Origin of the sequence: Streptomyces sp. NPDC002779, from assembly GCF_042888685.1 — a bacterium.
Taxonomy (GTDB): Bacteria; Actinomycetota; Actinomycetes; order Streptomycetales; family Streptomycetaceae; genus Streptomyces.
Window position 1 is genome coordinate 71,400 of sequence record NZ_JBIAQC010000015.1, and the last position, 21,333, is coordinate 92,732.

Sequence of the window (21,333 nt, forward strand, 5' to 3'; positions counted from 1 at the left end):
GGGTCAGCGGGGCAGCCAGTCGAAGGCCTCGGCGCTCGGGCGGTCGCCCGGCTTGTACTCGAGGCCGACCCAGCCGTCGTAACCCGCCTTCTGCAGCTGGTCGAGGAGGTCTTCGAGGGGGAGCGAACCCGTGCCCGGGGCGCCGCGGCCGGGGTTGTCGGCGATCTGCACGTGGCCGGTCTGCGCGGCATACTGCTCGATCACCGCCGGCAGGTCCTCGCCGTTCATCGACAGGTGGTAGAGGTCCATGAGGAACTTGGCGTTGCCCAGGCCCGTCGCGGCGTTGACCTTGTCGACGACGCCCACCGCGGCCGGGGCCGACACCAGCGGGTAGCGCGGCGACTCGGGCCGGTTCAGCGCCTCGATCAGCAGGATCGCGCCGATCCGGTCGGCGGCCCGGGCCGCGAGGACCAGGTTCTCCAGCGCCAGCGCGTCCTGCTCGGCCGGGTCCACGCCCTCGACGCGGTTGCCGTAGAGCGCGTTGAGCGCCGTGCAGCCGAGGGAGGCGGCGAAGTCGGCGGCCACGTCGATGTTGGCGCGGAACTTCTCCGACTCCTCGCCGGGCACCGACAGGGCGCCGCGGTCCGGGCCCGGGAGCTGTCCGGCGTAGAAGTTCAGGCCCGTGAGCCGGACGCCCGCGTCCTCGATCGCCTTCTTCAGGGCGTCGAGCTCGGACCGCTCGGGGGTGGGGGAGTCGATCCAGGGCCACCACAGCTCGACCGCGGTGAAGCCGGCCGCGGCGGCGGCCGCGGGGCGCTCCAGGAGCGGGAGTTCCGTGAAGAGGATCGACAGGTTGACGTTGAAGCGCTGCTCTGCGAATCCCATGGGGTCCGGCGCTCCCTTCCGTTGTCGAGATTCCGTATGACGGAAGTTCTTTTCTGCTTACTGGAAGATTGCCGTCGGGTGTTCGAGCTTGTCAAGAGGGGTCGGCGGAAAGCGGCGGCGCGCGTTAGGTTGAGCGCGTGCGACTGAGAGTGGAATTCACGACCGAGCCCTTCGACCTCGACGAAGCCCCCGCGCACGCGGTCGTGGCCCGCGAGGTCATCGAGGCGGCCGAGCTGGACGCGGTGGACGTCGGCCCGTTCGGCAACACCGCCGAGGGCAGCGCCGACGCCGTCCTCAGCGCCGTGGACGCGCTGCTGCGCAAGACCCTGGAGTCCGGCGCCACCCGGGTATCGCTCCAGGTCAACGTGGTCGAGGAGGGGGAGCGGTGAACGTCGAGCCCTTCATCACGGCCGTGAAGCCGCTGGTCGACGCCATGGGCGGCGAGATGCTGCCGCCCGACGAGGCCGGGCCCGAGGACGTGGTGCTCGCCTGGGAGGGCGCCGACGTCGTCGCCGTACGCCTGCCCCAGCTCGCGGACTCGCTGGACCACATTCTGGCCGCCATGGAGCGCAAGCAGGGCAAGCCGCTCGCCGACCTGGACCGCAAGTCCAAGCAGGAGGTCGTCCGGATACTCGAGGCGCGCGGCGCCTTCTCCGTGCGGCACGGCGTGGAAACCGTGGCCGGCGCCCTGGGCGTCAGCCGCTTCACCGTCTACAACTACCTGAACCGCGAGAAAGGGGCCTGACGGGGGGCTCCGGGTTTCGTTACCCGGAATTTTCAACAAAGTGTTGACGTGGTGTCGCGCAGGGCGTTAGCTATCGGCAGCCCGTTCAGCACAAGGCCACGGAGGCTCCCGTGACGTCCACATCCACGCCGGGCCTGGTCCGGTTCAACGCCCTGGAGGAGCACGCGGCCTTCGCCGCGCTCCACGAGGCGTGCGCCTCCCGGGCGTGGGCCGAGCGGCTTCTCGCCGCCCGCCCGTACGCCACCGTGGAGGACCTGTACTCCGCCAGTGACGCCGCGATGGCCGAGCTGACCACCGCGGACCTGGAAGAGGCGATGGCCGGCCACCCGCCGATCGGCCGCCCCAAGCCCGGCGATCCGACGTCCGCCCGCGAACAGCGCGGCATGGCCGGCGCCGCGGAGGAGCTCAAGGCGGAGATGCTCGAACTGAACCTGTCCTACCAGGAGAAGTTCGGCCATGTCTTCCTGATCTGCGCCACCGGCCGCACCGGCGAGCAGATGCGCGACGCGGTCAAGGAGCGGATCGGCAACGCGCCGGAGCAGGAGCGCGAGATCGTCCGCACCGAGCTGGGGAAGATCAACCGCATCCGACTGGCCCGACTCGTCGAAGAGGAAGCCTGACACCATGAGCACCAGCACCACCGCTTCCGTGTCCACGCACATCCTGGACACCAGCGCCGGCCGCCCCGCCGAGGGCGTCGCCGTCGAGCTCTCGGCCCGCGGCGGCCGGTCCGCCCAGTACGGGCAAGGAGGCGACTGGCGGACGCTCGGCGGCTCCGCGACCGACGCGGACGGCCGGTGCAAGGACCTCCCCGCCCTGCCGGAGGGGACCACCCACGTACGGCTCGACTTCGCCGTGGAGCCGTACTTCGAGAAGAAGCAAGCCGATGCGCAGCAGGACGCCCCCGCGAATCGGGACAGCGGTGCCGCCGTGTTCTTCCCGGAGGTGGCGATCACGTTCGCCGTCGTGCCGGGCGAGCACTACCACGTACCGCTGCTGCTCAACCCGTTCGGCTACTCCGTTTACCGAGGGAGCTAGCTAAATGCCCACCATCCTGGGACAGAACCAGTACGGCAAGGCCGAGAACCGAGTCGTCAAGATCACGCGGGACGGCGCCACCCATCACATCAAGGACCTCAACGTATCCGTGGCGCTGAGCGGCGACATGGACGAGGTCCACTACTCCGGCTCCAATGCGAATGTCCTGCCGACCGACACCACCAAGAACACGGTGTACGCGTTCGCCAAGGAGTACGGCATCGAGTCGGCCGAGCAGTTCGGCATCCACCTCGCCCGGCACTTCGTCACCTCGCAGGAGCCGATCGAGATCGCGCGGATCCGCATCGAGGAGTACGCCTGGGAGCGGATCGCGACCTCCGACGCCAACTCCCGGTTCATCGGCGCCGACGAGGTCAAGCACTCCTTCGTGCGCCAGGGCCAGGAGACCCGCGTCACGCAGATCACCTACGACGGCTCGTCGTGGGAGGTCGTCTCGGGTCTGAAGGACCTGACCGTGATGAACTCCACCAACTCCGAGTTCTGGGGCTACGTCAAGGACAAGTACACGACCCTCCAGGAGGCCTACGACCGGATCCTCGCGACCCAGGTCTCCGGCCGCTGGCGGTTCAACTGGACCGACGACGAGCAGAAGATGCCCAACTGGGAGAAGTCCTACGAGCAGGTGAAGAAGCACATGCTCCAGGCCTTCGCCGAGACCTACTCGCTCTCGCTGCAGCAGACGCTGTACCAGATGGGCTCGCGGATCATCAACAACCGCAGCGAGATCGACGAGGTGCGCTTCTCGCTCCCGAACAAGCACCACTTCCTGGTGGACCTGGAGCCGTTCGGGCTGAAGAACGACAACGAGGTCTACTACGCCGCGGACCGCCCCTACGGCCTGATCGAGGCCACCATCCTGCGGGACGGCTGCGAGCCGAGGATTCCGGTGGACCTCACCAACCTCTAGCAACACCATCTCGGCACCCGCGGCCGGGACTTGTGCACCCGGCCGCGGCACTCAAATCTCCCGGGTCCTGCCGTGCCCTCTCCACAACAGCGCAAAGGACGAACCATGGCAGCCAACCAGCGCATCGTCATCGACAACTGTGCGATCGCGACCGTCGACGCGAACGACACCGAGTACGCCTCGGGTCACGTCGTCCTCAACGGCAATCGCATCGAGGCGCTGGGCGCGGGCAGGGCCCCCGACGGCCTGGAGAACGTGGTCCGGCGCATCGACGCCACCGGCCACCTCGTGACCCCCGGCCTGGTCAACACCCATCACCACTTCTACCAGTGGATCACCCGGGGCCTGGCCACCGACCACAACCTCTTCAACTGGCTCGTCGCCCTCTACCCGACCTGGGCGCGCATCGACGAGCAGATGACGTACTCGGCCGCGCAGGGCTCGCTGGCCATGATGGCCCGCGGCGGTGTCACCACCGCGATGGATCACCATTACGTCTTCCCGCAGGGCTCCGGCGACCTGTCCGGCTCGATCATCCGCGCCGCCCGCGAGATGGGCGTCCGCTTCACCCTCGCCCGCGGCTCGATGGACCGCAGCGAGAAGGACGGCGGCCTGCCCCCGGACTTCGCCGTCGAGACCCTGGACGGCGCGCTCGCCGCGACCGAGGCCACCGTCAAGGAGCACCACGACGCCTCCTTCGACGCGATGACCCAGGTCGCCGTCGCACCCTGCTCCCCCTTCTCCGTCTCCACCGACCTGCTGCGCCGGGGCGCCGAGCTGGCCCGCAGCCTCGGCGTACGGCTGCACACCCACGGCTCGGAGACGGTCGAGGAGGAGAAGTTCTGCCACGAGCTGTTCGGCATGGGCCCGACCGACTACTTCGAGTCCACCGGCTGGCTCGGCGAGGACGTGTGGATGGCGCACTGCGTCCACATGAACGACTCCGACATCGCCGCCTTCGCCCGGACCAAGACCGGTGTCGCCCACTGTCCCTCGTCCAACGCCCGTCTCGCGGCCGGCATCGCCCGCGTCCCCGACATGCTGGCGGCCGGCGTCCCGGTCGGCCTCGGCGTCGACGGCACGGCCTCCAACGAGTCGGGCGAGCTGCACACCGAGCTGCGCAACGCGCTGCTCATCAACCGCCTCGGCGCCCACCGCGAGGCCGCCCTGAACGCCCGTCAGGCGCTGCGCCTGGGCACCCACGGCGGCGCCCAGGTGCTCGGCCGCGCGGCCGAGATCGGCTCGCTGGAGCCGGGCAAGCTGGCCGACCTGGTGCTGTGGAAGCTCGACACGCTGGCCCACGCCTCGATCGCCGACCCGGTGACCGCGCTGGTCTTCGGCGCCGCGGCCCCGGTGACCGCCTCCTTCGTGGGCGGCGAGCAGATCGTGGCGGACAACCGGCTGCTCACGGTCGACGAGGACACCATCGCCCGCTCCACCCGGGAGCAGGCGCAGCGCCTGGCGCGGATCGCCGCGCAGGGCTGACCGGTTGAAGATCTCCGGTCGAGGGGGACGGCCCTCGACCGGTGGCCGTGGACCCGAGCGGGGTCCATGGCGGCCGTCTCCGGGGCGCCCACAAGCGTGTGCGCCCCGGAACGGCCTCCCGTCCTCTCTTCAACGTTCCACGGTTTTCAACGGTCCCGCACGACCGCGCACCACCTCCTTGAAACCCACGTCAGAGCCGACGTGCTGTTAACCGACCGGAGGAGCCGCCCGTGTCCGCCCACCCCGTCGACGAGAAACTCCCCGCCCTGAAAATGGCGACCACCGGCCTGCAGCATGTGGCCGCCATGTACGCGGGCGTCGTCGCCCCGCCCCTGATCGTCGGTGCGGCCGTCGGTCTCAGCGCCATCGAACTGACCTTCCTCACCGGTGCCTGCCTCTTCACGGCCGGCCTCGCGACCTTCCTCCAGACGCTCGGCATCTGGAACATCGGCGCCCGGCTGCCCTTCGTCAACGGCGTCACCTTCGCCGGTGTCGCCCCCATGACCGCGATCGTCGCCGCCACCGACGACAAGTCCGACGCGCTGCCGATCATCTTCGGGGCGGTGATCGTCGCGGGACTGCTGGGCTTCATAGCGGCCCCGTTCTTCAGCAAGATGGTCCGCTTCTTCCCCCCGGTGGTCACCGGCACGGTGATCACCCTGATCGGCGTCTCGCTCCTGCCGGTGGCCTTCGGCTGGGCGCAGGGCCCTAACCCCGCGGCGGACGACTTCGGTTCCAGTACGAACCTGACGCTGGCGGCCGTGACACTGCTCCTGGTGCTGCTGCTGCGCCGCTTCACGCGAGGCTTCGTCAAGCAGATCGCGGTGCTGCTGGGCCTGGTCGGCGGCACCCTGATCGCGATCCCGTTCGGTGTCACGGACTTCGGCCCGGTGGCGGAGGCGAGCGTGATCGGGTTCCCGTCACCGTTCCACTTCGGGGCGCCGCAGTTCCAGGTCGCCGCGATCATCTCGATGTGCGTGGTGATGGTGGTCTCGATGACCGAGTCCACCGCGGACATGCTGGCGCTGGGCGAGATCGTGGACCGCCCGGCCGACGAGAAGACGATCGCGGCGGGCCTGCGCGCCGACACCCTCGGCTCGGCGATCAGCCCGTTCTTCAACGGCTTCATGTGCAGCGCCTTCGCCCAGAACATCGGCCTGGTCGCGATGACGAAGATCCGCAGCCGGTACGTCGTGGCCGCGGGCGGCGGTTTCCTGGTCCTGATGGGGCTGTGCCCGATGGCCGCCTCGCTGATTGCGGTGGTACCGCGGCCGGTGCTGGGCGGGGCGGGCGTGGTGCTGTTCGGCTCGGTGGCGGCGAGCGGTATCCAGACCCTGGTCCGCGCCGGCCTGGAGAAGGACAACAACGTCCTGATCGTGGCCGTTTCGCTGGCGGTCGGCATCATCCCGATCTCCGCGCCGGAGTTCTACCACGCCTTCCCGGAGACCGCCCGGATCGTCCTGGACTCGGGCATCTCGACGGGCTGTGTGGTGGCGGTGCTGCTGAACCTGGTCTTCAACCACCTCGGCAGGAACCAGGACGCGGAGGACGTCACCCACCCGATGGAATCAGGCGAAGAACTCACGGGCCCGCCCCGAACGGCCCCGGCGACGTCCTGAACCGAGGGCCCTTCAACAGGGAGGCGGCGGGGGCCGGTCACCGCCCCCGCCGCATTCGCCAGTCTCAGAGCCCGAACGCTCCCGGGTCGGTGGCCAGCTCCTTGAAGTAGTCCTGCGGGTTCGCCACCAGCCGGCGCTCGGTCAGGTCCAGCAGCCCGCCGACGCCGGTGACCTCGGCCGCCACGGTGCCGTCCGCCTTGGTGATGGTCTGCTCGATGCGGAAGGTCTTGCCCTCGCCCCACACGAAGGCGCAGGACACGTCGACCTCGTCGCCCGCCAGGAGCTCGCGCCGGTAGCGGATGGTCGTCTCCAGGGCGACCGGTCCGATCCCCTGGGAGATCAGTCCCGTCTGGCTGATGCCGGCCGCCTGGAGCAGCGACCAGCGGGCGTGCTCCGCGTAGTTGAGGTACACGCTCTGGTTGAGGTGACCCTGTACGTCGGTCTCGTAGCCACGGACGGTGATCCGGACGGAGAACGGCTCGCTCACGGACTTCCTCTTCTCGTCGTCGATGCCCTGTGCGGTGATCGTGGCATCCTCCTCACGTCCGGCGCGGTGACGCCAGCAGATATCGCGCGCGGGTACGGGGATCGGTGTGCTCGCTCACCTGCCAGCCCCCCTGCTCCAGAGTCGCCGCGCACGCGCGCAGACCCTCGGCATCGGGCCGGTGCACGGCCACCGCCTCCGGCTGCGGGGTGGCCCGCACCCGGTAGCCGCCGGTGCCGTCGGGTCCGGCGGGCGGGTGCCCGGCCGCCTCCAGTGCCAGCGCGGCGGCCTGCACCAGATGCGTACGCTCCCAGCCGCACGGCCGGTCGGTGGCGCCGTCCGGGTTGGTCATCCGGCGCAGCTCCACCAGCCCTTCCCAGGCACCGCGCACCTCGCGCAGCCGGGCGGGACCGCCGGCGGGCGGTTCCTCCTCGCCGCCGATGCGCGCGGCGAACACCCCGGACTCGGCGGCGGGCGCCCGTTCGGCCGGGACCGCCGGGACGTCCGCCGTCTCCCGTATCCGGTGGCCCGCCGGGGTCAGGAAGTGATCGTGCGGCGGCCGGGGATGCCGGAAGGCGAGCCCGCGCTTGACCAGGGCCGCGAGCTGGGTCTCCGTGCCACCGCGCAGCCGCCCGGTGACCGGGTCGGCGGAGTCGAGCACACGCCGCTGCGCGGCGGTCGGCGGTCGTGTCACGGCGTGCTCCCCTCAAGCGGTTTCCCCACCGCTTCGAAGGCTACGACCCGGGTCTGACATTCCACCCCGCGATCACCGGCCGCCCGTGCTCGGTGCCCAGCCGGCACACGGTCCCGGTGGCCAGCTGGAACAGCGCGCCGTTCGCCGGCGGCAGCCCGAGCCGCCGGGCCGTGAGCACCCGCAGGAAGTGACCGTGCGCCACCAGGACGACGACGCCCTCGGTGTTGGCGAGCGCGGCGTCGACCTTGGCCAGCATCCGGTCGGCGCGTTCCCCGACCTGCGCGGGGCTCTCCCCGGGGTGCTCCGGCGGACCCGGCGCGACCCCGTCGGTGAACAGGAACCAGCCGGGCCGCTCCCGCTGGATCTCGACGGTCGTGATGCCCTCGTAGCCGCCGTAGTCCCACTCCCGCAGGTCGGGATCGATCCGGTGCGAGGTCAGGCCGATCAGCTCGGCCGTCTCGCGGGCCCGTTGCAACGGGCTGACGAACGCGGCACCGATCCGGTGCGAGCGGATCAACGGCACCAGCCGCCGCGCCTCCTCGCGCCCTTGTTCGGTCAGCGGCACGTCCGTCAGACCGGTGTGCCGCCCCGAACGGGACCACGAGGTCTCACCGTGCCGCACCAGAAGAAGATCACCCATGGCCCCCAGGCTACTGGCGGTACCCGCTGAGGAACCGGCCGATGCGGCCGATCGCCGCCTCCAGGTCCTCGGCGTGCGGGAGGGTGAGGATGCGGAAGTGGTCGGGGGTGGGCCAGTTGAAGCCGGTGCCCTGGACGACCTGGATCTTCTCGCGCAGGAGGAGGTCCAGGACGAACTTCTCGTCGTCGTGGATCCGGTGGACCTTGGGGTCCAGGCGCGGGAAGGCGTACAGCGAGCCCTTCGGCTTGACGCAGGAGACGCCGGGGATCTCGTTGAGCTTCTCCCAGGCCACGGTGCGCTGTTCGTGCAGCCGGCCGCCCGGCGCGGTCAGCTCGTGGATGGACTGGCGGCCGCCCAGCGCGGCCTGGATGGCGTACTGCGCGGGCGCGTTGGCGCACAGCCGCATGGAGGCCAGCATGGTCAGGCCCTCCAGGTAGTTCCTGGCGTGCTGCTTGGGGCCGGTGACGACCAGCCAGCCCGAGCGGAAACCCGCCACCCGGTAGGTCTTCGACAGTCCGCAGAAGGTCAGCACGACCAGGTCGGGGGCGAGGGCGGCGGCCGAGTGGTGGACCGCGTCGTCGTACAGGATCTGGTCGTAGATCTCGTCTGCGAAGACCATCAGACCGTGCCGACGGGCGAGGTCGAGGATGCCCTCGATGATCTCCTTCGGGTACACGGCGCCGGTCGGGTTGTTCGGGTTGATGATGACGACGGCCTTGGTGCGGTCGGTGATCTTCGCCGCCATGTCGTCCAGGTCCGGGTACCAGTCGGCCTGTTCGTCGCAGCGGTAGTGGACCGCCTTGCCGCCCGCGAGGGTGGTGACGGCCGTCCAGAGGGGGAAGTCGGGCGCCGGGATCAGGATCTCGTCGCCGTCCTCGACCAGCGCGGTCACGGCCATCGAGATCAGCTCGGAGATGCCGTTGCCGAGGAAGACGTCGTCGACGTCGACCTCCAGGCCCAGGGTCTGGTAGCGCCCGGCGACGGCCCGGCGGGCGGACAGGACGCCCCGGGAGTCGGTGTAGCCGTGCGCCTGAGGGAGCATCCGGATCATGTCCTGGAGGATCTCCTCCGGCGCCTCGAAGCCGAAGAGCGCGGGGTTGCCGGTGTTCAGGCGCAGCACGCTGTGGCCCGCCTTCTCCAGTGCGTCGGCGTGCTCGATCACCGGGCCGCGGATCTCGTAACAGACCTCGCTGAGCTTGTTGGACTGCCGGAACTCCATGCGCGCGCCCCTCCGGTATCTGGTGTTACTTGGTTTTACCAAGTCCGCGCTTGGAAAGTCCAATGACATGTCTAGACTGCGTTCCATGTCGCCACGCCGAAGCTACGACCAGTACTGTTCCGCCGCCCGCGCCCTCGATGTCGTCGGTGACCGCTGGACCCTGCTGATCGTCCGCGAACTGCTGGCCGGTCCGCGCCGCTACACAGACCTGCACGCGGATCTCCCGGGCGTGAGCACCGACGTGCTCGCCTCACGGCTGAAGGACATGGAACGGGACGGGCTGACCACCCGGCGCCGGCTGCCCCCGCCCGGCGCGGCCTACGTCTATGAACTCACCCCGCGCGGACGGCAGTTGCTGCCGGTCCTCCAGGCCCTCGGGGCGTGGGGCCGGGCCGAGCTGGGCGAGCGGCGGCCGACCGACGCCGTACGCGCCCACTGGTTCGCGCTGCCGCTGCTGAATCTCCTGCCGGGGGAGGGGCTCGTTGAAGTGCGGCTGGATGAGGGTGAGTTCCATCTGCACGTCGGCACCGAGGAGGGGCCCGTCTACGGTGAGGGCCCCGCACCGGCCGAGCCCGACGCGCGTCTGGAGCTGGACACCGGCACCTGTACGGCGGTGGCGCGAGGGGAGTTGAGCGTCCCGGACGCGGTACGGGACGGCCGGATCACCGTGACCGGCGACGGGACCCTCGCCAAGGCCCTGCGGGAGGCATAGCGAAGGGCCCGCCGCACCGGAGTGCGACGGGCCCCCGCGCCTGAGGATCAGACCCCCGGCGGCCGTCCCGAGCCGCGCGTCAGCGCGTACCCGCCGACACCGGCCAGCGCGGCCAGCACCCCGCCCGCCGCCGTCCACAGCCAGCGGTCGGACCACCGGCCGGACGCCCAGCCGTCCTCCGGATCGATGCTGGACAGCACCGCCGGACTCTCCTCGTCCGCAGCCGACTTCATCGCGATCCCCGGCACCAGCGGCTTCGCCAGCGAGCCGTCCACCGCCGCCGCGCCGCCGATGTCCTTGGAGTCGACCCGCACCGAGGCGTCCACCGGCAGACCCAGATCGGCCGTCGCCAGGTTCACCACGGTCAGCCGGACGTAATAGGTGCCCGGCAGCGGGTCGTTCGCCCACGGCTCCGACCAGGCGCGGACCGTGCGCAGGACGCAGGTCAGCTCCACGGATGCGGCGTCCGCGGCGGCGGTGCGCGTCTGGGCGCCGTACTGGCAGGCCTGACGGCGCCGCAGTCCGTCGTAGACGTCGATCTGCCAGGTCTCGGCGGCGTGCGTCTCGGGGAGCTTCACCGTCGCGCTGACGGTGGGGCGCTGCCCCGCGTCCGCCGGGAACGACCAGTACAGGTAGTCACCCGCGGAACCGCCGGCGGTGGCCTCCTGGCCCTGCTCGATCTCCGCCGCCGTACGGAAGGACGTGCCCGCCTCGGTCGGCGCCTCGGCCGCCGTGGCGGGGGCCGCCGCGAGCCCCAGCATCAGCAGGGCCGCGCTCAAGGGACGTGTGCACCTCATCAGTTGGTCCTCCAGACCGCGACCCGCCAGCGCGACACCCAGCCCCAGATCAGCCCCGCCAGGAAGCCGGTCAGGATCAGCGCGCCGAGCAGCCACCAGCCCCGCCCGAGCCCGAAGGAGGCCACATCGGCCGACTCCGACGGACCGTCCACGACATCGACCGTCAGCTCCAGCGGCATACCGGGCGTGGTCTTGACCCCGGTGGCCGCCGAGAACGAGTGCGTGACCTGAAGACACACGCCCTCGGCGGGCGCCTCGTCGCTCTCCGCCTTCGGATAGCGCACGCCGGTCGAGATCACGTCCGTACGGCCGTTGCCCGCCGCCTCGCCGCGCACGATCTCCCGGCCGTGCACGGTCACCGCCCGCAGCAGCACGCCGTAGGAGGGGTTCACCGCCCGGTCCGCGGCCACGCTCAGCGAGGCGCGCAGTTCCTGCCCCGGCTCGACGTCCACCCGGTACCAGCGCTGCTGCCCGAACTCGGCGCGGTCGGTGTACAGACCCGACTCCAGGGTGGGCGCCTGTGCGCACCGGTCGCCGCCCTCGGTCGCCACCGGTGTCACCACGGGGTCGGCCGCCCGGTCGACCAACTGGTTGACCCGGTCGGTCAGTTCGTCGGTGTGCTCCACCGAGGTGTAGGTGCCGCCGGTCGCCTCCGCGATACAGCTCAGCTGCTGCCGCATCTTGGTGCTGGGGACCAGGCCGAGCGTGTCGATCGTCAGCCCGATGCCCTGGGCGGCGATCTCCCGCGCCACCTCGCACGGGTCCAGCGGGGCACAGGTGTCCTCGCCGTCGCTGATCAGCACGATGCGCTTGGAGCCGGTGCCGCCGTCGAGGTCGTCGGCCGCCTTCAGCAGCGCCGGACCGATCGGGGTCCAGCCGGTGGGCGTGAGCGTCGCCACCGCCGTCTTGGCCTCGGTGCGGTCCAGCGGGCCGACCGGGTACAGCTGCGCGGTGTCCTTGCAGCCCGTCTTCTGGTTGTCGCCCGGGTAGTTGGCGCCGAGCGTCCGGATGCCCAGCTCGACCTCCTCGGGCGTGGCGTCGAGCACCTCGTTGAACGCCTGCTTCGCCGCGGCCATCCGGGACCGGCCGTCGATGTCCCGCGCCCGCATGGAACCGCTGACGTCGAGCACGAGGTTCACCTTCGGCGCGTCCTCGCCCGTGGGTTCGCCGGCCGCCGCCCCGGCCGGGAACGCCGTCCCGGCCGTCAGCGCGGCGAGCAGGGCACAGGCCCCCGCCGCCAGCCGTGTTCTTGTGATCATCGGCGGATCCTATTGATCAGGGGTGTCCGGCTCCAAAACGGCCGCTCACCCCAGGGGGTTGGGCAGCCGCGCCCACTGGTCCCCGGGCGTCCGCGGCGACAGCCGCATCAGCGTCAGCGCCTTCGCGGGCAGCGGCTCCTCGCGCAGCACGGCCAGATCGGGCGTGCGCGGCAGATCCCGTACGGCCGTCTCCAGCGCCGCCCCCAGGGCCGCCGCCGAACCCGCCGTACCGGCGAGCGCGCCCGCCACCAGCGAGCCGAACAGCTTCCGGCGCAGGGTGGTTTCATCGTCCGTCACGATCCGGCCGGTCAGCTCGGGCACCGGGATGCCGTGCCGGGTCAGCCGGGCCGGGCTGACCCGGATGTCGGCGAGGTCGCGGTAGACGAGGCGCAGCGGGGTGCCGTCGGCGCCCAGCACGACGAGCAGGTTCTGGCCGTGCGCCTCCAGCGCCACGCCCAGCTCCAGCAGCCGCAGGCCGACGCCGAGGGCGAGCCGGGCGAAGGAGGCGAGCCAGCCGGCGCGGGCGGGCAGGTCGGTGGTGGCGAGCGCGGCGACCGGCACCACGCGCTCACCCGGACCGGCGTACCGCTGCGGCGATTCCCGCAGTACGGCGGCGAGATCGGGGGAGTCCGCGGTGGCCGCGCCCAGGGTGCGGGTGATGTGCAGCAGCCCGTCGGTGCGGGCGGCCAGCGACTCCGCGAACGCGGACAGGGTGGCCGCCAGGGCGATGGAGTACACCGAGATGTCCCGCACCGACGAGGTCAGCCGGGCGCTCAGCGCCGTCTTCACGTGCGGTCCGCCGGGCAGCGCGAGGGTGCGCAGGGACATCAGCGGACGCGCGCCGGGGATCGAACGCGCACAGGGGCGCTTGAGCACATGTGCCGCCTGCCACGGATGCACCGGCAGCAACAGACGGCTGCCGTCGCGCAGTTCGTCCGGCCAGCTGCCGGTCAGCAGCGCCTCGGCCGCCGGAACCGGCCACAGGCCCAGTTCCACCAGCGGCCGGTGCTCGGGCCCGTACGCGAGCTGCTCGGCCACCGAGAACCCGGGGCGCGAACGGCAGGTGGGGTGGTACGGATGCCCGTCCACCACCCGCTGCTCCCACTCCCAGTCGCTGTCCGGCCATTCCTCCGGGGCAGTCGGCTGCCCGGCCCGGGACAGCGCCAACGAGGCCACGCTGTGCCCGAGTTCGGCCACGAACGCCGTACCTCGTGCCACCCCCAGCTCGGTCACCAGCCGCGCCGGATCGCGGTACTCGGTCCCGTCGAGCCGTACGGCGGTGACCTGGCCGGCGGTGGCGTACGGGTCGGCGTGCGGTCCGTGCAGCCGGCGGCCGTCGCCCAGGCGCAGGGTGAGGCCCTCCCGGCCGTTCTCGCGGGCGGTGACCCAGGGCAGCGGCTCATGGGCGAGCGCCCGCCACAGCCGGGTCAGCACGGCCGCCCGGGCGCCGGGCAGCCCGGCCGCGTACCGGGACGCCAGACCGGGGCGGACATCGGCCAACTCGGCCGCTACCTCGGCCTCGGCGGTGGGGGGACGGTGCACGGTCGGGCTCCTCGGGTACGAGTGGGACGTCAGGTCGGGCGACGACGACAGCGATACTGATCTTCTCCGCCCGAACGGACCGCAGAGAACGAGTGAACCGCGTGGACCTCATGCCCCCGCCCGCCGACGCCGACGCAGCGACCCGCGCGGACGCCGTCGCGGCGGCCCCCCTGCTCAACTGCCTGCTGCGGGAGGTGGCACAACCGGCCGGGCCCCAGGTGTACCGGCTGCCCAGCGGCCGCCTGCTGCGGGTGCGCGGCGAGCGCCGCCCGGCCGACCCGGAGGTCCGCGCCGACGGCCGCTGGCTCCGCGTCGGCCACCCTGAGCTGGTGAAACTCGTCGCGGAGGAACTGCGCCGTCACACCGGCCGGGACAACCACGAGCTGCCCGCCGAGATGGCCGACAGCCGGGACGTGGTCGCCGCGCTGCTCACCGCGCGGGACCGGGCGGCCCCGCCCGCCGACCCGTATCTGCGCTCCGAACAGTCCCTGATCACCGGCCACCCGCACCACCCGGCCCCGAAGGCGCGCGGCGGCGGACCGGTGGCGGGCTGGCTGCCGTACGCGCCCGAGGCGTACGCCCGCTTTCCGCTGGTGCTGCTCGGGGTGCGCGAGGACAGGGTCGTCGAGGAGGGCGACACCGCCGCCCTGGACGCCCTCGGCGCGGCGCCCCCCGGCTACCGGCTGCTGCCCGCCCACCCCTGGCAGCTCGACCTGGTCGACCTCGGCGGAGCCTTCGCCGACGGCCTGCTGATCCGCCTCGGCACGACCGGCTTCCCGGCGTGGCCGACGGCCGCCGTCCGCACGGTGTACGTCCCCGAGCGCGATCTCTTCCTGAAGTTCAGCCTCGACGTCCGCATCACCAACGACATCCGCCGGCTCTGGCGCCACGACCTGCGGAAACTGCGCAGGACCGACTCGGCCGTGGTGCGGGCGTTCACCACCGGCCCCGGCGCCTGGCTCAGCGACCGCGGCTACCGTACGGCCGACTTCGCCTTCGAGGAGCTGGCCGTCCTCGTCCGCGACGGGTTCCGCCCGCACCTGCGTCCCGGCGCGACCCCGCTCCTCGCGGCGGGCCTCGTGGAGGGTTTCCCGGGCAGCCCGCTCGACACCACGCGGGACCCGGCGCTCTGGTGGGACGCCTACCTGGCCGCGGTCGTACCGCCCGCCCTGAGGGCCTTCGCCGACCACGGCGTCGTCCTGGAGGCGCACCTGCAGAACACGCTGGTCGCCGTCGACGCCGGGGGCACCCCGGTGCAGGCGCTGTACCGGGACGCCGAGGGCGTGAAGCTGCCGGCCGACGCGGACCGGGCCGCCGGGTGGGAGCGGCTGGTGTACTGCCTGGTGGTCAACCACCTGTGGGAGGTGGCCGCCGCCCTCGCCGAACGCCACCGGGGCCTCGACCCCTGGCCCGCCGTGCGCCGGGTCCTCGCCGCCCACGACCTGCCCGAGATCCCCGCCCTGCTCAGCGCGCCCACCCTCCCGGGCAAGACCAACCTGCTGCTGCGCTGGACCGGAGCCGACGGCGCCGACGCCCGCTACCGCCCCCTGCCCAACCCGCTGGCCGCGACCGGCCTCGCTTAGGCTGGCCGGTGTGCTGCGTGAAGTGACAGGTGTGCGATACGTGAGACCGCTGCGGTCCGGCGGCTCCGTGCCCGGCGTCGTCGAGGCCGACGACCTGGGCACCTACGTGGTGAAGTTCACCGGCTCCGCGCAGGGCCGCAAGGCGCTGGTCGCCGAGGTGATCGTGGGCGAGCTGGCCCGCGCGCTGGGGCTGCGCTTCCCCGAGCTGGTCCTCGTGCACTTCGACCCCGCGATCGCGGACGGGGAGCCCCACCAGGAGGTGCGGGAGCTGCACGGCGCCAGCGCGGGGATCAATCTCGGGATGGACTTCCTGCCCGGCGCGAAGGACTTCACGCCGGAGCTGGCCCGGCACTTCCCGGTCGATCCGCTGGAGGCGGGCCGGATCGTCTGGCTGGACGCCCTCACCGTCAACGTCGACCGCACCGTGCACAGCTCCAACCTGATGGTGTGGCCCACCCTCGGCACCGTGCCCCCGCGGCTGTGGCTGATCGACCACGGCGCGGCGCTGGTCTTCCACCACCGCTGGGACACCTCCGACCCGGCGAAGGCGTACGACTTCCGCCATCACGCCCTCGGCCACTACGGCCCCGACGTCCGCGCCGCCGACGCCGAACTCGCGCCCCGGGTCACCGAGGAGCTGCTGCGGTCGATCACGGCCGAGGTACCGGACGCCTGGCTCACCGACCACGCCTCGCCGGACGAGGCCCGCGACGCCTACGCCAGCTACCTGCACGCGCGCGTGCGGGCCTCTACGGCATGGCTGCCCACGGACTTCCCCACCCGGGAGGAGCTCGCCGCCGAGGAGGCCAAGCGGGCGGCGAGGACACGGCAAGGACGCCCCGCGTGGCTCAAGCAGGTCCCCGACCTGCACGGCAAGCCCGCGGCCGAACAGGATTGGTCGGTGCACCTCGGATGAGTGGCCGTGTGGAGATCGAGTACTGCACCCAGTGCCGCTGGCTGCCGCGCGCGGCCTGGCTGGCGCAGGAACTGCTCATCACCTTCGAGGCGGAGCTGTCCGAACTGGCACTGAAGCCGGGCAAGGGCGGAGTGTTCGTGGTACGCGTGGACGACGAGGTGGTCTGGGACCGCCGCGAGCAGGGCTTCCCGGAGCCCACGGCCGTGAAGCGGGCCGTACGCGACCGAGTGGCCCCGGGAAAGTCCCTGGGCCACTCGGACAAGGCCGCGCCGCAGTAGCTCAGCCGTCGAGCTGCTCGTACGCCGGCAGGGTCAGGAAGTCGGCGTAGTCGGCGTCGAGGGAGACCTGGAGCAGCAGGTCGTGGGCCTGCTGCCAGTGCCCGGTCGCGAAGGCCTCCTCGCCGATCTCCTGGCGGATGTTCGACAGCTCCTCGGCGGCGACCTTGCGGGCCAGCTCGGGCGTGGCCTTCTCGCCGTTCTCGAACTCGACGCCCGCGTTGATCCACTGCCAGATCTGGGAGCGGGAGATCTCGGCGGTGGCCGCGTCCTCCATGAGGTTGAAGATGGCGACCGCGCCGAGCCCGCGCAGCCAGGCCTCGATGTAACGGATGCCCACCTGAACGGCGTTGACCAGGCCGTCGTACGTCGGCCTGGCGTCCAGGGAGTCGACGGCGATCAGGTCGGCCGCCTCGACGCGGACGTCCTCGCGCAGGCGGTCCTTCTGGTTCGGCCGGTCGCCGAGGACCGCGTCGAAGGAGGCCATGGCGATCGGCACCAGGTCGGGGTGGGCCACCCAGGAGCCGTCGAAGCCGTCGTTCGCCTCGCGGTCCTTGTCCGCCTTCACCTTCTCGAAGGCGACCTTGTTGACCTCCTCGTCCCGGCGGGACGGGATGAAGGCCGCCATGCCGCCGATCGCGTGCGCGCCGCGCTTGTGGCAGGTGCGGACGAGGAGTTCGGTGTAGGCCCGCATGAACGGCGCCGTCATCGTCACCGCGTTGCGGTCCGGCAGGACGAACCTGGCGCCGCCGTCCCGGAAGTTCTTGACGATGGAGAACAGGTAGTCCCAGCGGCCGGCGTTCAGCCCCGAGGCGTGGTCGCGCAGTTCGTAGAGGATCTCCTCCATCTCGTACGCGGCCGTGATCGTCTCGATCAGGACGGTCGCGCGGACGGTGCCCTGCGGGATGCCGACGTAGTCCTGCGCGAAGACGAACACGTCGTTCCAGAGGCGGGCCTCCAGATGCGACTCGGTCTTCGGGAGGTAGAAGTACGGCCCCTTGCCGAGGTCGAGCAGGCGCTGGGCGTTGTGGAAGAAGTACAGGCCGAAGTCGACGAAGGCGCCGGGCACCGGCTGCCCGTCGATCTGCAGGTGACGCTCGTTCAGGTGCCAGCCACGCGGCCGCATGACCACGGTGGCGAGCTCCGCCTCGGGCTTCAGGGCGTACGACTTGCCCGACCTCGGGTCGGTGAAGTCGATGCTGCGGGTGTAGGCGTCGATCAGGTTGAGCTGGCCGAGGACCACGTTCTCCCAGGTCGGAGCCGAGGCGTCCTCGAAGTCGGCGAGCCAGACCCGGGCGCCCGAGTTCAGGGCGTTGATGGTCATCTTGCGGTCGGTGGGGCCGGTGATCTCCACGCGCCGGTCGTTCAGGGCGGCGGGGGCCGGGGCCACCTTCCAGGAGTCGTCCGCGCGCACGGCGGCGGTCTCCGGGAGGAAGTCGAGGGTGGAGGTGCGGGCGATCTCGGCGCGGCGCTCGGCACGGCGGGCGAGGAGTTCATCACGCCGGGGCGTGAACCGGCGGTGCAGCTCGGCCACGAAGGCGAGGGCCGCGTCGGTGAGGACCTCCTCCTGCCGGGGCAGGGGCTCGGCGTCGACGATGGCCAGCGGGGACGGCGCTGGTGCGGACATGAGCTGTCACTTCCTTCAGCGGTGGCACCGGGTGCCAAGCGGCACGCCTGGGTCGACGAGCGCCCGCTGTGCGGTCGGACGCTTCTGAACAGTGGATAGTAGTTTCCTCATTGTGGAACTTCAATGGTTTGTTGATGTCGAGATTCTCTGAGTCGACAGAAGGTGTCGCTCAGTGCCACCTCGCTCACTCAAGGTCTCTCTCAAGGTGGACCAGGTCGGCCTCGGTGTCGATGTCGTACGGCTGCGCCACGTCCCCGCACTCCACCAGCCTCACCGCGTCCGCGTGCTCCCCGAGGTAACCGCGCGCCCCCTGATCCCCGGTCGCGGCCCGGACGATCCCCGCCCAGTGCGCGGCGCCGAACAGCACCGGATGCCCGCGTACGCCCGCGTAGGCGGCCGAGACCAGCGACGACTCCCCGTCGTAGGCGGCGAGCACCCGGGCCGCCGCCCGGCTGCCGATGCCGGGCTGGTCGACGAGCGAGACGAGTGCGGCCCGTGCACCCGTTCCGGTGAGCGAGGCGAGGCCCGCCCGCAGCGAGGACCCCATGCCCCGCTCCCACTCGGGGTTGTCCACCAGCACACAGCCGCCGAGCTCCGCGCGCTCCCGTACGGCGTCGGCACCGGCCCCGAGGACCACATGGACACGGGTGCAGCCGGCCGCGCGCAACACCCCGACCGCGTGCTCGACGAGCGGGCGCCCGCGGCGGAGGAGCAGGGCCTTGGGCCGCCCGCCGAGCCGGCGCCCCCCGCCCGCGGCGAGGACCAGACCGGCGACCTGCTGTTCGTTCTGCTTCATTCCTCCTGCATACCTGACGGCACGAGGGCGGCACGGTTTCCGGGGGCTGAATTTCGGTCCGCGCGGTGGCGCACGGCGCACCGGTGGCGTTTACTGGCCCGCGTCCCACGGGCCCCGGCCGACACACCGGGGCCGGCCCGGCGGGATCAGGACGTGGACGCGCACAACGGCGTGCGCGGGGGGAGAACTGTGTTGCGGAGCGTGGGGCAGAGGCAGAGGCCGGTGACCGGCAGCGACGAGGATCCGAGAGTGGCGGAACTGCGGACCGCGGTGTCCCGGCTGCGCCGCCAACTCGCCGTGCTCCCGGCCGAGTTCCCGGACCGGGGGATCGCGGAGGACGAACTCGCCGCGCTGGCCGCGATGACGGCCGGCGGCGCGCCCGAGATCCCGCGGCTGCAGCGGTCGTTACTGCTGATCGCCGGGGCCATCGGGTCGGTGAGCGCGCTCTCACGGGGGCTGACGGACGTACGGAACGCGGTGGACCTCTTCGGTCGGCAGCGGCACCAGGGCCCACGCCGGGACGATCCCACCGGCAGACCCTAGTCCCAGCCGCGGAACGGGAACGGCCCCCGGTAGCCCCGGTCCGACGTGCGGTGCTCGAACTGCTCGCAGAGCCAGGTCTCCTGGACGAACTCGGTGTGCAGCGGCCAGATCGTGAGGATGCCGTGGGGGCCCTTCTTGCCGTCGCACCGCCGGTAGACGTCCTTGGCGCCGCGGAAACAGGCCAGCCCGCTCATCATGCCGTGGCCCACCGGGTGGTAGTCGGACCAGGCGCAGGAGATGCACGCCTTGAGGCGGGCCTGCCGGGGAAGGGCGGCCCCGATCTCGTGCAGCGCGTCCTCGAAGTCGGGGTGCGTGGCACGGTATTCGCGCCCGTCCAGGCGCAGGGTGACGGTCAGGTCCTCCCTCTCCACGGGATACCCGAGCCGCAACGCGCAGTGCACCGTCGCGATCCGCTCACCCTGCCCCTCGGCCTCCACCGGCACGGTCAGCCCCCACTCCAGCAGACAGGACCACAGGTCGCCGTCCCGGAAGGTGAACATCGGCTCGGGCGGCTCCCCGCTCAGCGCGCCGAGCGAGTCCATGGTCCCGCCCTCGAAGCGGACACCCCTGATCGTCGTGCGGATCAGCTCGCGGCCGTCCGTCTCGAGGACGATGTCCTGCGCGCCGTGCCGGTCGGTGTACCGGCCCGGCAGGCGCAGTAAGCCGGTCACGCGGGAGCCTGGGTGGCCAGCGCCTCGGAGAGCTCCTGGGCGATCTGCTGGAGCACGGGCACGATCCGGTCGGTGGCGGCCTCGGTGACGCGCCCCGCCGGACCGGAGATGGAGATCGCGGCGGCGGTGGGGGAGTCGGGCACGGACACCGCGAGGCACCGCACCCCCATCTCCTGCTCGTTGTCGTCGACCGCGTACCCGAGGCGGCGTACGTCCGCCAGCGCCGCGAGGAAGCCGTCCGCCGTGGTGATCGTCTTCTCCGTGGCGGCCGGCATGCCGGTGCGGGAGAGCAGGGCGCGCACCTCGGCGTCCGGGGTGCTCGCCAGCAGGGCCTTGCCGACGCCCGTGGAGTGCGGCAGCACTCGCCGGCCGACCTCGGTGAACATCCGCATCGAGTGCTTGGACGGCACCTGGGCGACGTAGACGATCTCGTCCCCGTCCAGCAGCGCCATGTTGGCGGTCTCGCCGGTCTCCTCGACCAGCCGGGCGAGATAGGGGCGGGCCCAGGTGCCGAGCAGCCGGGCGGCGGACTCGCCGAGGCGGATCAGGCGCGGGCCGAGGGCGTACCGCCGGTTGGGCTGCTGGCGGACGTAACCGCAGGCCACCAGGGTGCGCATCAGCCGGTGGATGGTGGGCAGGGGCAGTCCGCTGCTCGCGGAGAGCTCGCTCAGGCCCACCTCGCCGCCGGCGTCCGCCATCCGCTCCAGCAGGTCGAAGGCGCGCTCGAGTGACTGGACGCCACCGCTGGCGGACTTGGCGGAGTCGGTGGTGCTGGCGCTGGACGTCGGCACGGCACGTTCCTTTCGAGGCTGGCGGGAAGGGCAGAAGCGTACCCGGCAGGCGGTTGACTCCCCGCTTGTGCGTAGCTACGTTCTGCTTGGTGGAATTCTAATTCCGCTTTGTGGAAACGTCCAGAGTGGCCGTGCGGGATGCCC

The 21,333-nt window shown here is 71.7% G+C and carries 24 protein-coding genes; 12 read left to right on the forward strand and 12 right to left on the reverse strand.

What is annotated here, in order from left to right:
• Nucleotides 1-3: 3 nt before the first annotated feature.
• On the reverse strand, nucleotides 4-825 hold the full coding sequence (locus ACFYW5_RS31525; protein WP_389420531.1) for a TIM barrel protein: 822 nt from the start codon (nucleotides 823-825) through the stop codon (nucleotides 4-6).
• A 137-nt stretch (nucleotides 826-962) separates the two neighbouring features.
• Between ACFYW5_RS31525 and ACFYW5_RS31530 the strand changes: the two genes are divergently transcribed.
• From ACFYW5_RS31530 to ACFYW5_RS31560, 7 genes are all read left to right on the forward strand, one after another.
• Nucleotides 963-1,214 carry a thiamine-binding protein gene (locus tag ACFYW5_RS31530; protein WP_389420532.1) on the forward strand — a complete coding sequence of 84 codons (252 nt, stop codon included), beginning with the start codon at nucleotides 963-965 and terminating at the stop codon, nucleotides 1,212-1,214.
• Nucleotides 1,215-1,258: 44 nt separating this feature from the next.
• Nucleotides 1,259-1,570: a helix-turn-helix domain-containing protein gene (locus ACFYW5_RS31535; RefSeq protein ID WP_389420600.1), complete on the forward strand. Its 312-nt coding sequence runs from the start codon at nucleotides 1,259-1,261 to the stop codon at nucleotides 1,568-1,570.
• A 110-nt stretch (nucleotides 1,571-1,680) separates the two neighbouring features.
• Nucleotides 1,681-2,190 carry a 2-oxo-4-hydroxy-4-carboxy-5-ureidoimidazoline decarboxylase gene (uraD, locus tag ACFYW5_RS31540; RefSeq protein WP_389420533.1) on the forward strand — a complete coding sequence of 170 codons (510 nt, stop codon included), beginning with the start codon at nucleotides 1,681-1,683 and terminating at the stop codon, nucleotides 2,188-2,190.
• Between the two features lie 4 nt (nucleotides 2,191-2,194).
• On the forward strand, nucleotides 2,195-2,608 hold the full coding sequence (uraH, locus tag ACFYW5_RS31545) for a hydroxyisourate hydrolase (protein WP_389420534.1): 414 nt from the start codon (nucleotides 2,195-2,197) through the stop codon (nucleotides 2,606-2,608).
• A 4-nt stretch (nucleotides 2,609-2,612) separates the two neighbouring features.
• Nucleotides 2,613-3,536 carry a factor-independent urate hydroxylase gene (gene pucL, locus ACFYW5_RS31550; protein WP_389420535.1) on the forward strand — a complete coding sequence of 308 codons (924 nt, stop codon included), beginning with the start codon at nucleotides 2,613-2,615 and terminating at the stop codon, nucleotides 3,534-3,536.
• Between the two features lie 105 nt (nucleotides 3,537-3,641).
• Nucleotides 3,642-5,021, forward strand: coding sequence for an 8-oxoguanine deaminase (locus ACFYW5_RS31555; RefSeq protein WP_389420536.1), 1,380 nt, complete (start codon nucleotides 3,642-3,644; stop codon nucleotides 5,019-5,021).
• A 230-nt stretch (nucleotides 5,022-5,251) separates the two neighbouring features.
• The gene (locus ACFYW5_RS31560; protein ID WP_389420537.1) at nucleotides 5,252-6,640 is read left to right on the forward strand and encodes a nucleobase:cation symporter-2 family protein; all 1,389 of its coding nucleotides are present in this window, start codon (nucleotides 5,252-5,254) and stop codon (nucleotides 6,638-6,640) included.
• A 64-nt stretch (nucleotides 6,641-6,704) separates the two neighbouring features.
• Here the strand turns inward: ACFYW5_RS31560 and ACFYW5_RS31565 are convergent, their stop codons facing one another.
• The 4 genes from ACFYW5_RS31565 to ACFYW5_RS31580 are packed head-to-tail and all read right to left on the reverse strand — an operon-like array spanning nucleotide 6,705 to nucleotide 9,677.
• Nucleotides 6,705-7,127 (reverse strand): acyl-CoA thioesterase, encoded by a 423-nt coding sequence (locus ACFYW5_RS31565; RefSeq protein WP_389420538.1) that lies wholly within the window; start codon nucleotides 7,125-7,127, stop codon nucleotides 6,705-6,707.
• Nucleotides 7,128-7,179: 52 nt separating this feature from the next.
• Complete coding sequence (locus tag ACFYW5_RS31570; protein WP_389420539.1) at nucleotides 7,180-7,818, reverse strand: hypothetical protein; 639 nt, start codon at nucleotides 7,816-7,818, stop codon at nucleotides 7,180-7,182.
• Between the two features lie 40 nt (nucleotides 7,819-7,858).
• The gene (locus ACFYW5_RS31575; protein WP_389420540.1) at nucleotides 7,859-8,458 is read right to left on the reverse strand and encodes a histidine phosphatase family protein; all 600 of its coding nucleotides are present in this window, start codon (nucleotides 8,456-8,458) and stop codon (nucleotides 7,859-7,861) included.
• Nucleotides 8,459-8,468: 10 nt separating this feature from the next.
• Complete coding sequence (locus ACFYW5_RS31580) at nucleotides 8,469-9,677, reverse strand: pyridoxal phosphate-dependent aminotransferase (protein WP_389420541.1); 1,209 nt, start codon at nucleotides 9,675-9,677, stop codon at nucleotides 8,469-8,471.
• 85 nt (nucleotides 9,678-9,762) lie between these two features.
• On the opposite strand from ACFYW5_RS31580, the gene ACFYW5_RS31585 reads away from it, so the two are divergent.
• On the forward strand, nucleotides 9,763-10,389 hold the full coding sequence (locus tag ACFYW5_RS31585; RefSeq protein WP_389420542.1) for a winged helix-turn-helix transcriptional regulator: 627 nt from the start codon (nucleotides 9,763-9,765) through the stop codon (nucleotides 10,387-10,389).
• Between the two features lie 47 nt (nucleotides 10,390-10,436).
• Here ACFYW5_RS31585 and ACFYW5_RS31590 read toward each other — a convergent pair whose 3' ends face one another.
• The 3 genes from ACFYW5_RS31590 to ACFYW5_RS31600 are packed head-to-tail and all read right to left on the reverse strand — an operon-like array spanning nucleotide 10,437 to nucleotide 13,987.
• Nucleotides 10,437-11,186: a hypothetical protein gene (locus tag ACFYW5_RS31590; protein WP_389420543.1), complete on the reverse strand. Its 750-nt coding sequence runs from the start codon at nucleotides 11,184-11,186 to the stop codon at nucleotides 10,437-10,439.
• Nucleotides 11,186-12,445, reverse strand: coding sequence for a VWA domain-containing protein (locus ACFYW5_RS31595; protein ID WP_389420544.1), 1,260 nt, complete (start codon nucleotides 12,443-12,445; stop codon nucleotides 11,186-11,188). Before ACFYW5_RS31595 ends, ACFYW5_RS31590 begins: the two co-directional genes overlap by 1 nt.
• Before the next feature lie 45 nt (nucleotides 12,446-12,490).
• Complete coding sequence (locus ACFYW5_RS31600; RefSeq protein ID WP_389420545.1) at nucleotides 12,491-13,987, reverse strand: IucA/IucC family protein; 1,497 nt, start codon at nucleotides 13,985-13,987, stop codon at nucleotides 12,491-12,493.
• A gap of 92 nt (nucleotides 13,988-14,079) precedes the next feature.
• Here ACFYW5_RS31600 and ACFYW5_RS31605 point away from each other — a divergent pair, with 92 nt between their 5' ends.
• From ACFYW5_RS31605 to ACFYW5_RS31615, 3 genes are read left to right on the forward strand one after another with little or no spacing between them, the layout of a single operon-like run.
• Entirely contained in the window at nucleotides 14,080-15,570 is a 1,491-nt protein-coding gene (locus ACFYW5_RS31605; protein WP_389420546.1) for an IucA/IucC family protein, read from the forward strand.
• 10 nt (nucleotides 15,571-15,580) lie between these two features.
• The gene (locus ACFYW5_RS31610) at nucleotides 15,581-16,486 is read left to right on the forward strand and encodes a HipA family kinase (RefSeq protein ID WP_389420547.1); all 906 of its coding nucleotides are present in this window, start codon (nucleotides 15,581-15,583) and stop codon (nucleotides 16,484-16,486) included.
• On the forward strand, nucleotides 16,483-16,764 hold the full coding sequence (locus ACFYW5_RS31615) for a SelT/SelW/SelH family protein (protein WP_389420548.1): 282 nt from the start codon (nucleotides 16,483-16,485) through the stop codon (nucleotides 16,762-16,764). Before ACFYW5_RS31610 ends, ACFYW5_RS31615 begins: the two co-directional genes overlap by 4 nt.
• Nucleotide 16,765: 1 nt before the next feature.
• Here ACFYW5_RS31615 and aceB read toward each other — a convergent pair whose 3' ends face one another.
• Nucleotides 16,766-18,388 carry a malate synthase A gene (aceB, locus tag ACFYW5_RS31620; RefSeq protein WP_389420549.1) on the reverse strand — a complete coding sequence of 541 codons (1,623 nt, stop codon included), beginning with the start codon at nucleotides 18,386-18,388 and terminating at the stop codon, nucleotides 16,766-16,768.
• Between the two features lie 184 nt (nucleotides 18,389-18,572).
• Nucleotides 18,573-19,184 (reverse strand): NTP transferase domain-containing protein, encoded by a 612-nt coding sequence (locus ACFYW5_RS31625; protein ID WP_389420550.1) that lies wholly within the window; start codon nucleotides 19,182-19,184, stop codon nucleotides 18,573-18,575.
• 189 nt (nucleotides 19,185-19,373) lie between these two features.
• On the opposite strand from ACFYW5_RS31625, the gene ACFYW5_RS31630 reads away from it, so the two are divergent.
• The gene (locus ACFYW5_RS31630; RefSeq protein ID WP_389420551.1) at nucleotides 19,374-19,727 is read left to right on the forward strand and encodes a DUF5955 family protein; all 354 of its coding nucleotides are present in this window, start codon (nucleotides 19,374-19,376) and stop codon (nucleotides 19,725-19,727) included.
• On the opposite strand, the gene ACFYW5_RS31635 is transcribed toward ACFYW5_RS31630, so the two are convergent.
• Entirely contained in the window at nucleotides 19,724-20,398 is a 675-nt protein-coding gene (locus ACFYW5_RS31635; RefSeq protein ID WP_389420552.1) for a DUF6304 family protein, read from the reverse strand. The genes ACFYW5_RS31630 and ACFYW5_RS31635 overlap by 4 nt on opposite strands.
• The gene (locus tag ACFYW5_RS31640) at nucleotides 20,395-21,189 is read right to left on the reverse strand and encodes an IclR family transcriptional regulator (protein ID WP_389420553.1); all 795 of its coding nucleotides are present in this window, start codon (nucleotides 21,187-21,189) and stop codon (nucleotides 20,395-20,397) included. The genes ACFYW5_RS31635 and ACFYW5_RS31640 overlap by 4 nt, the downstream gene beginning before the upstream one ends.
• Between the last annotated feature and the right edge of the window lie 144 nt (nucleotides 21,190-21,333).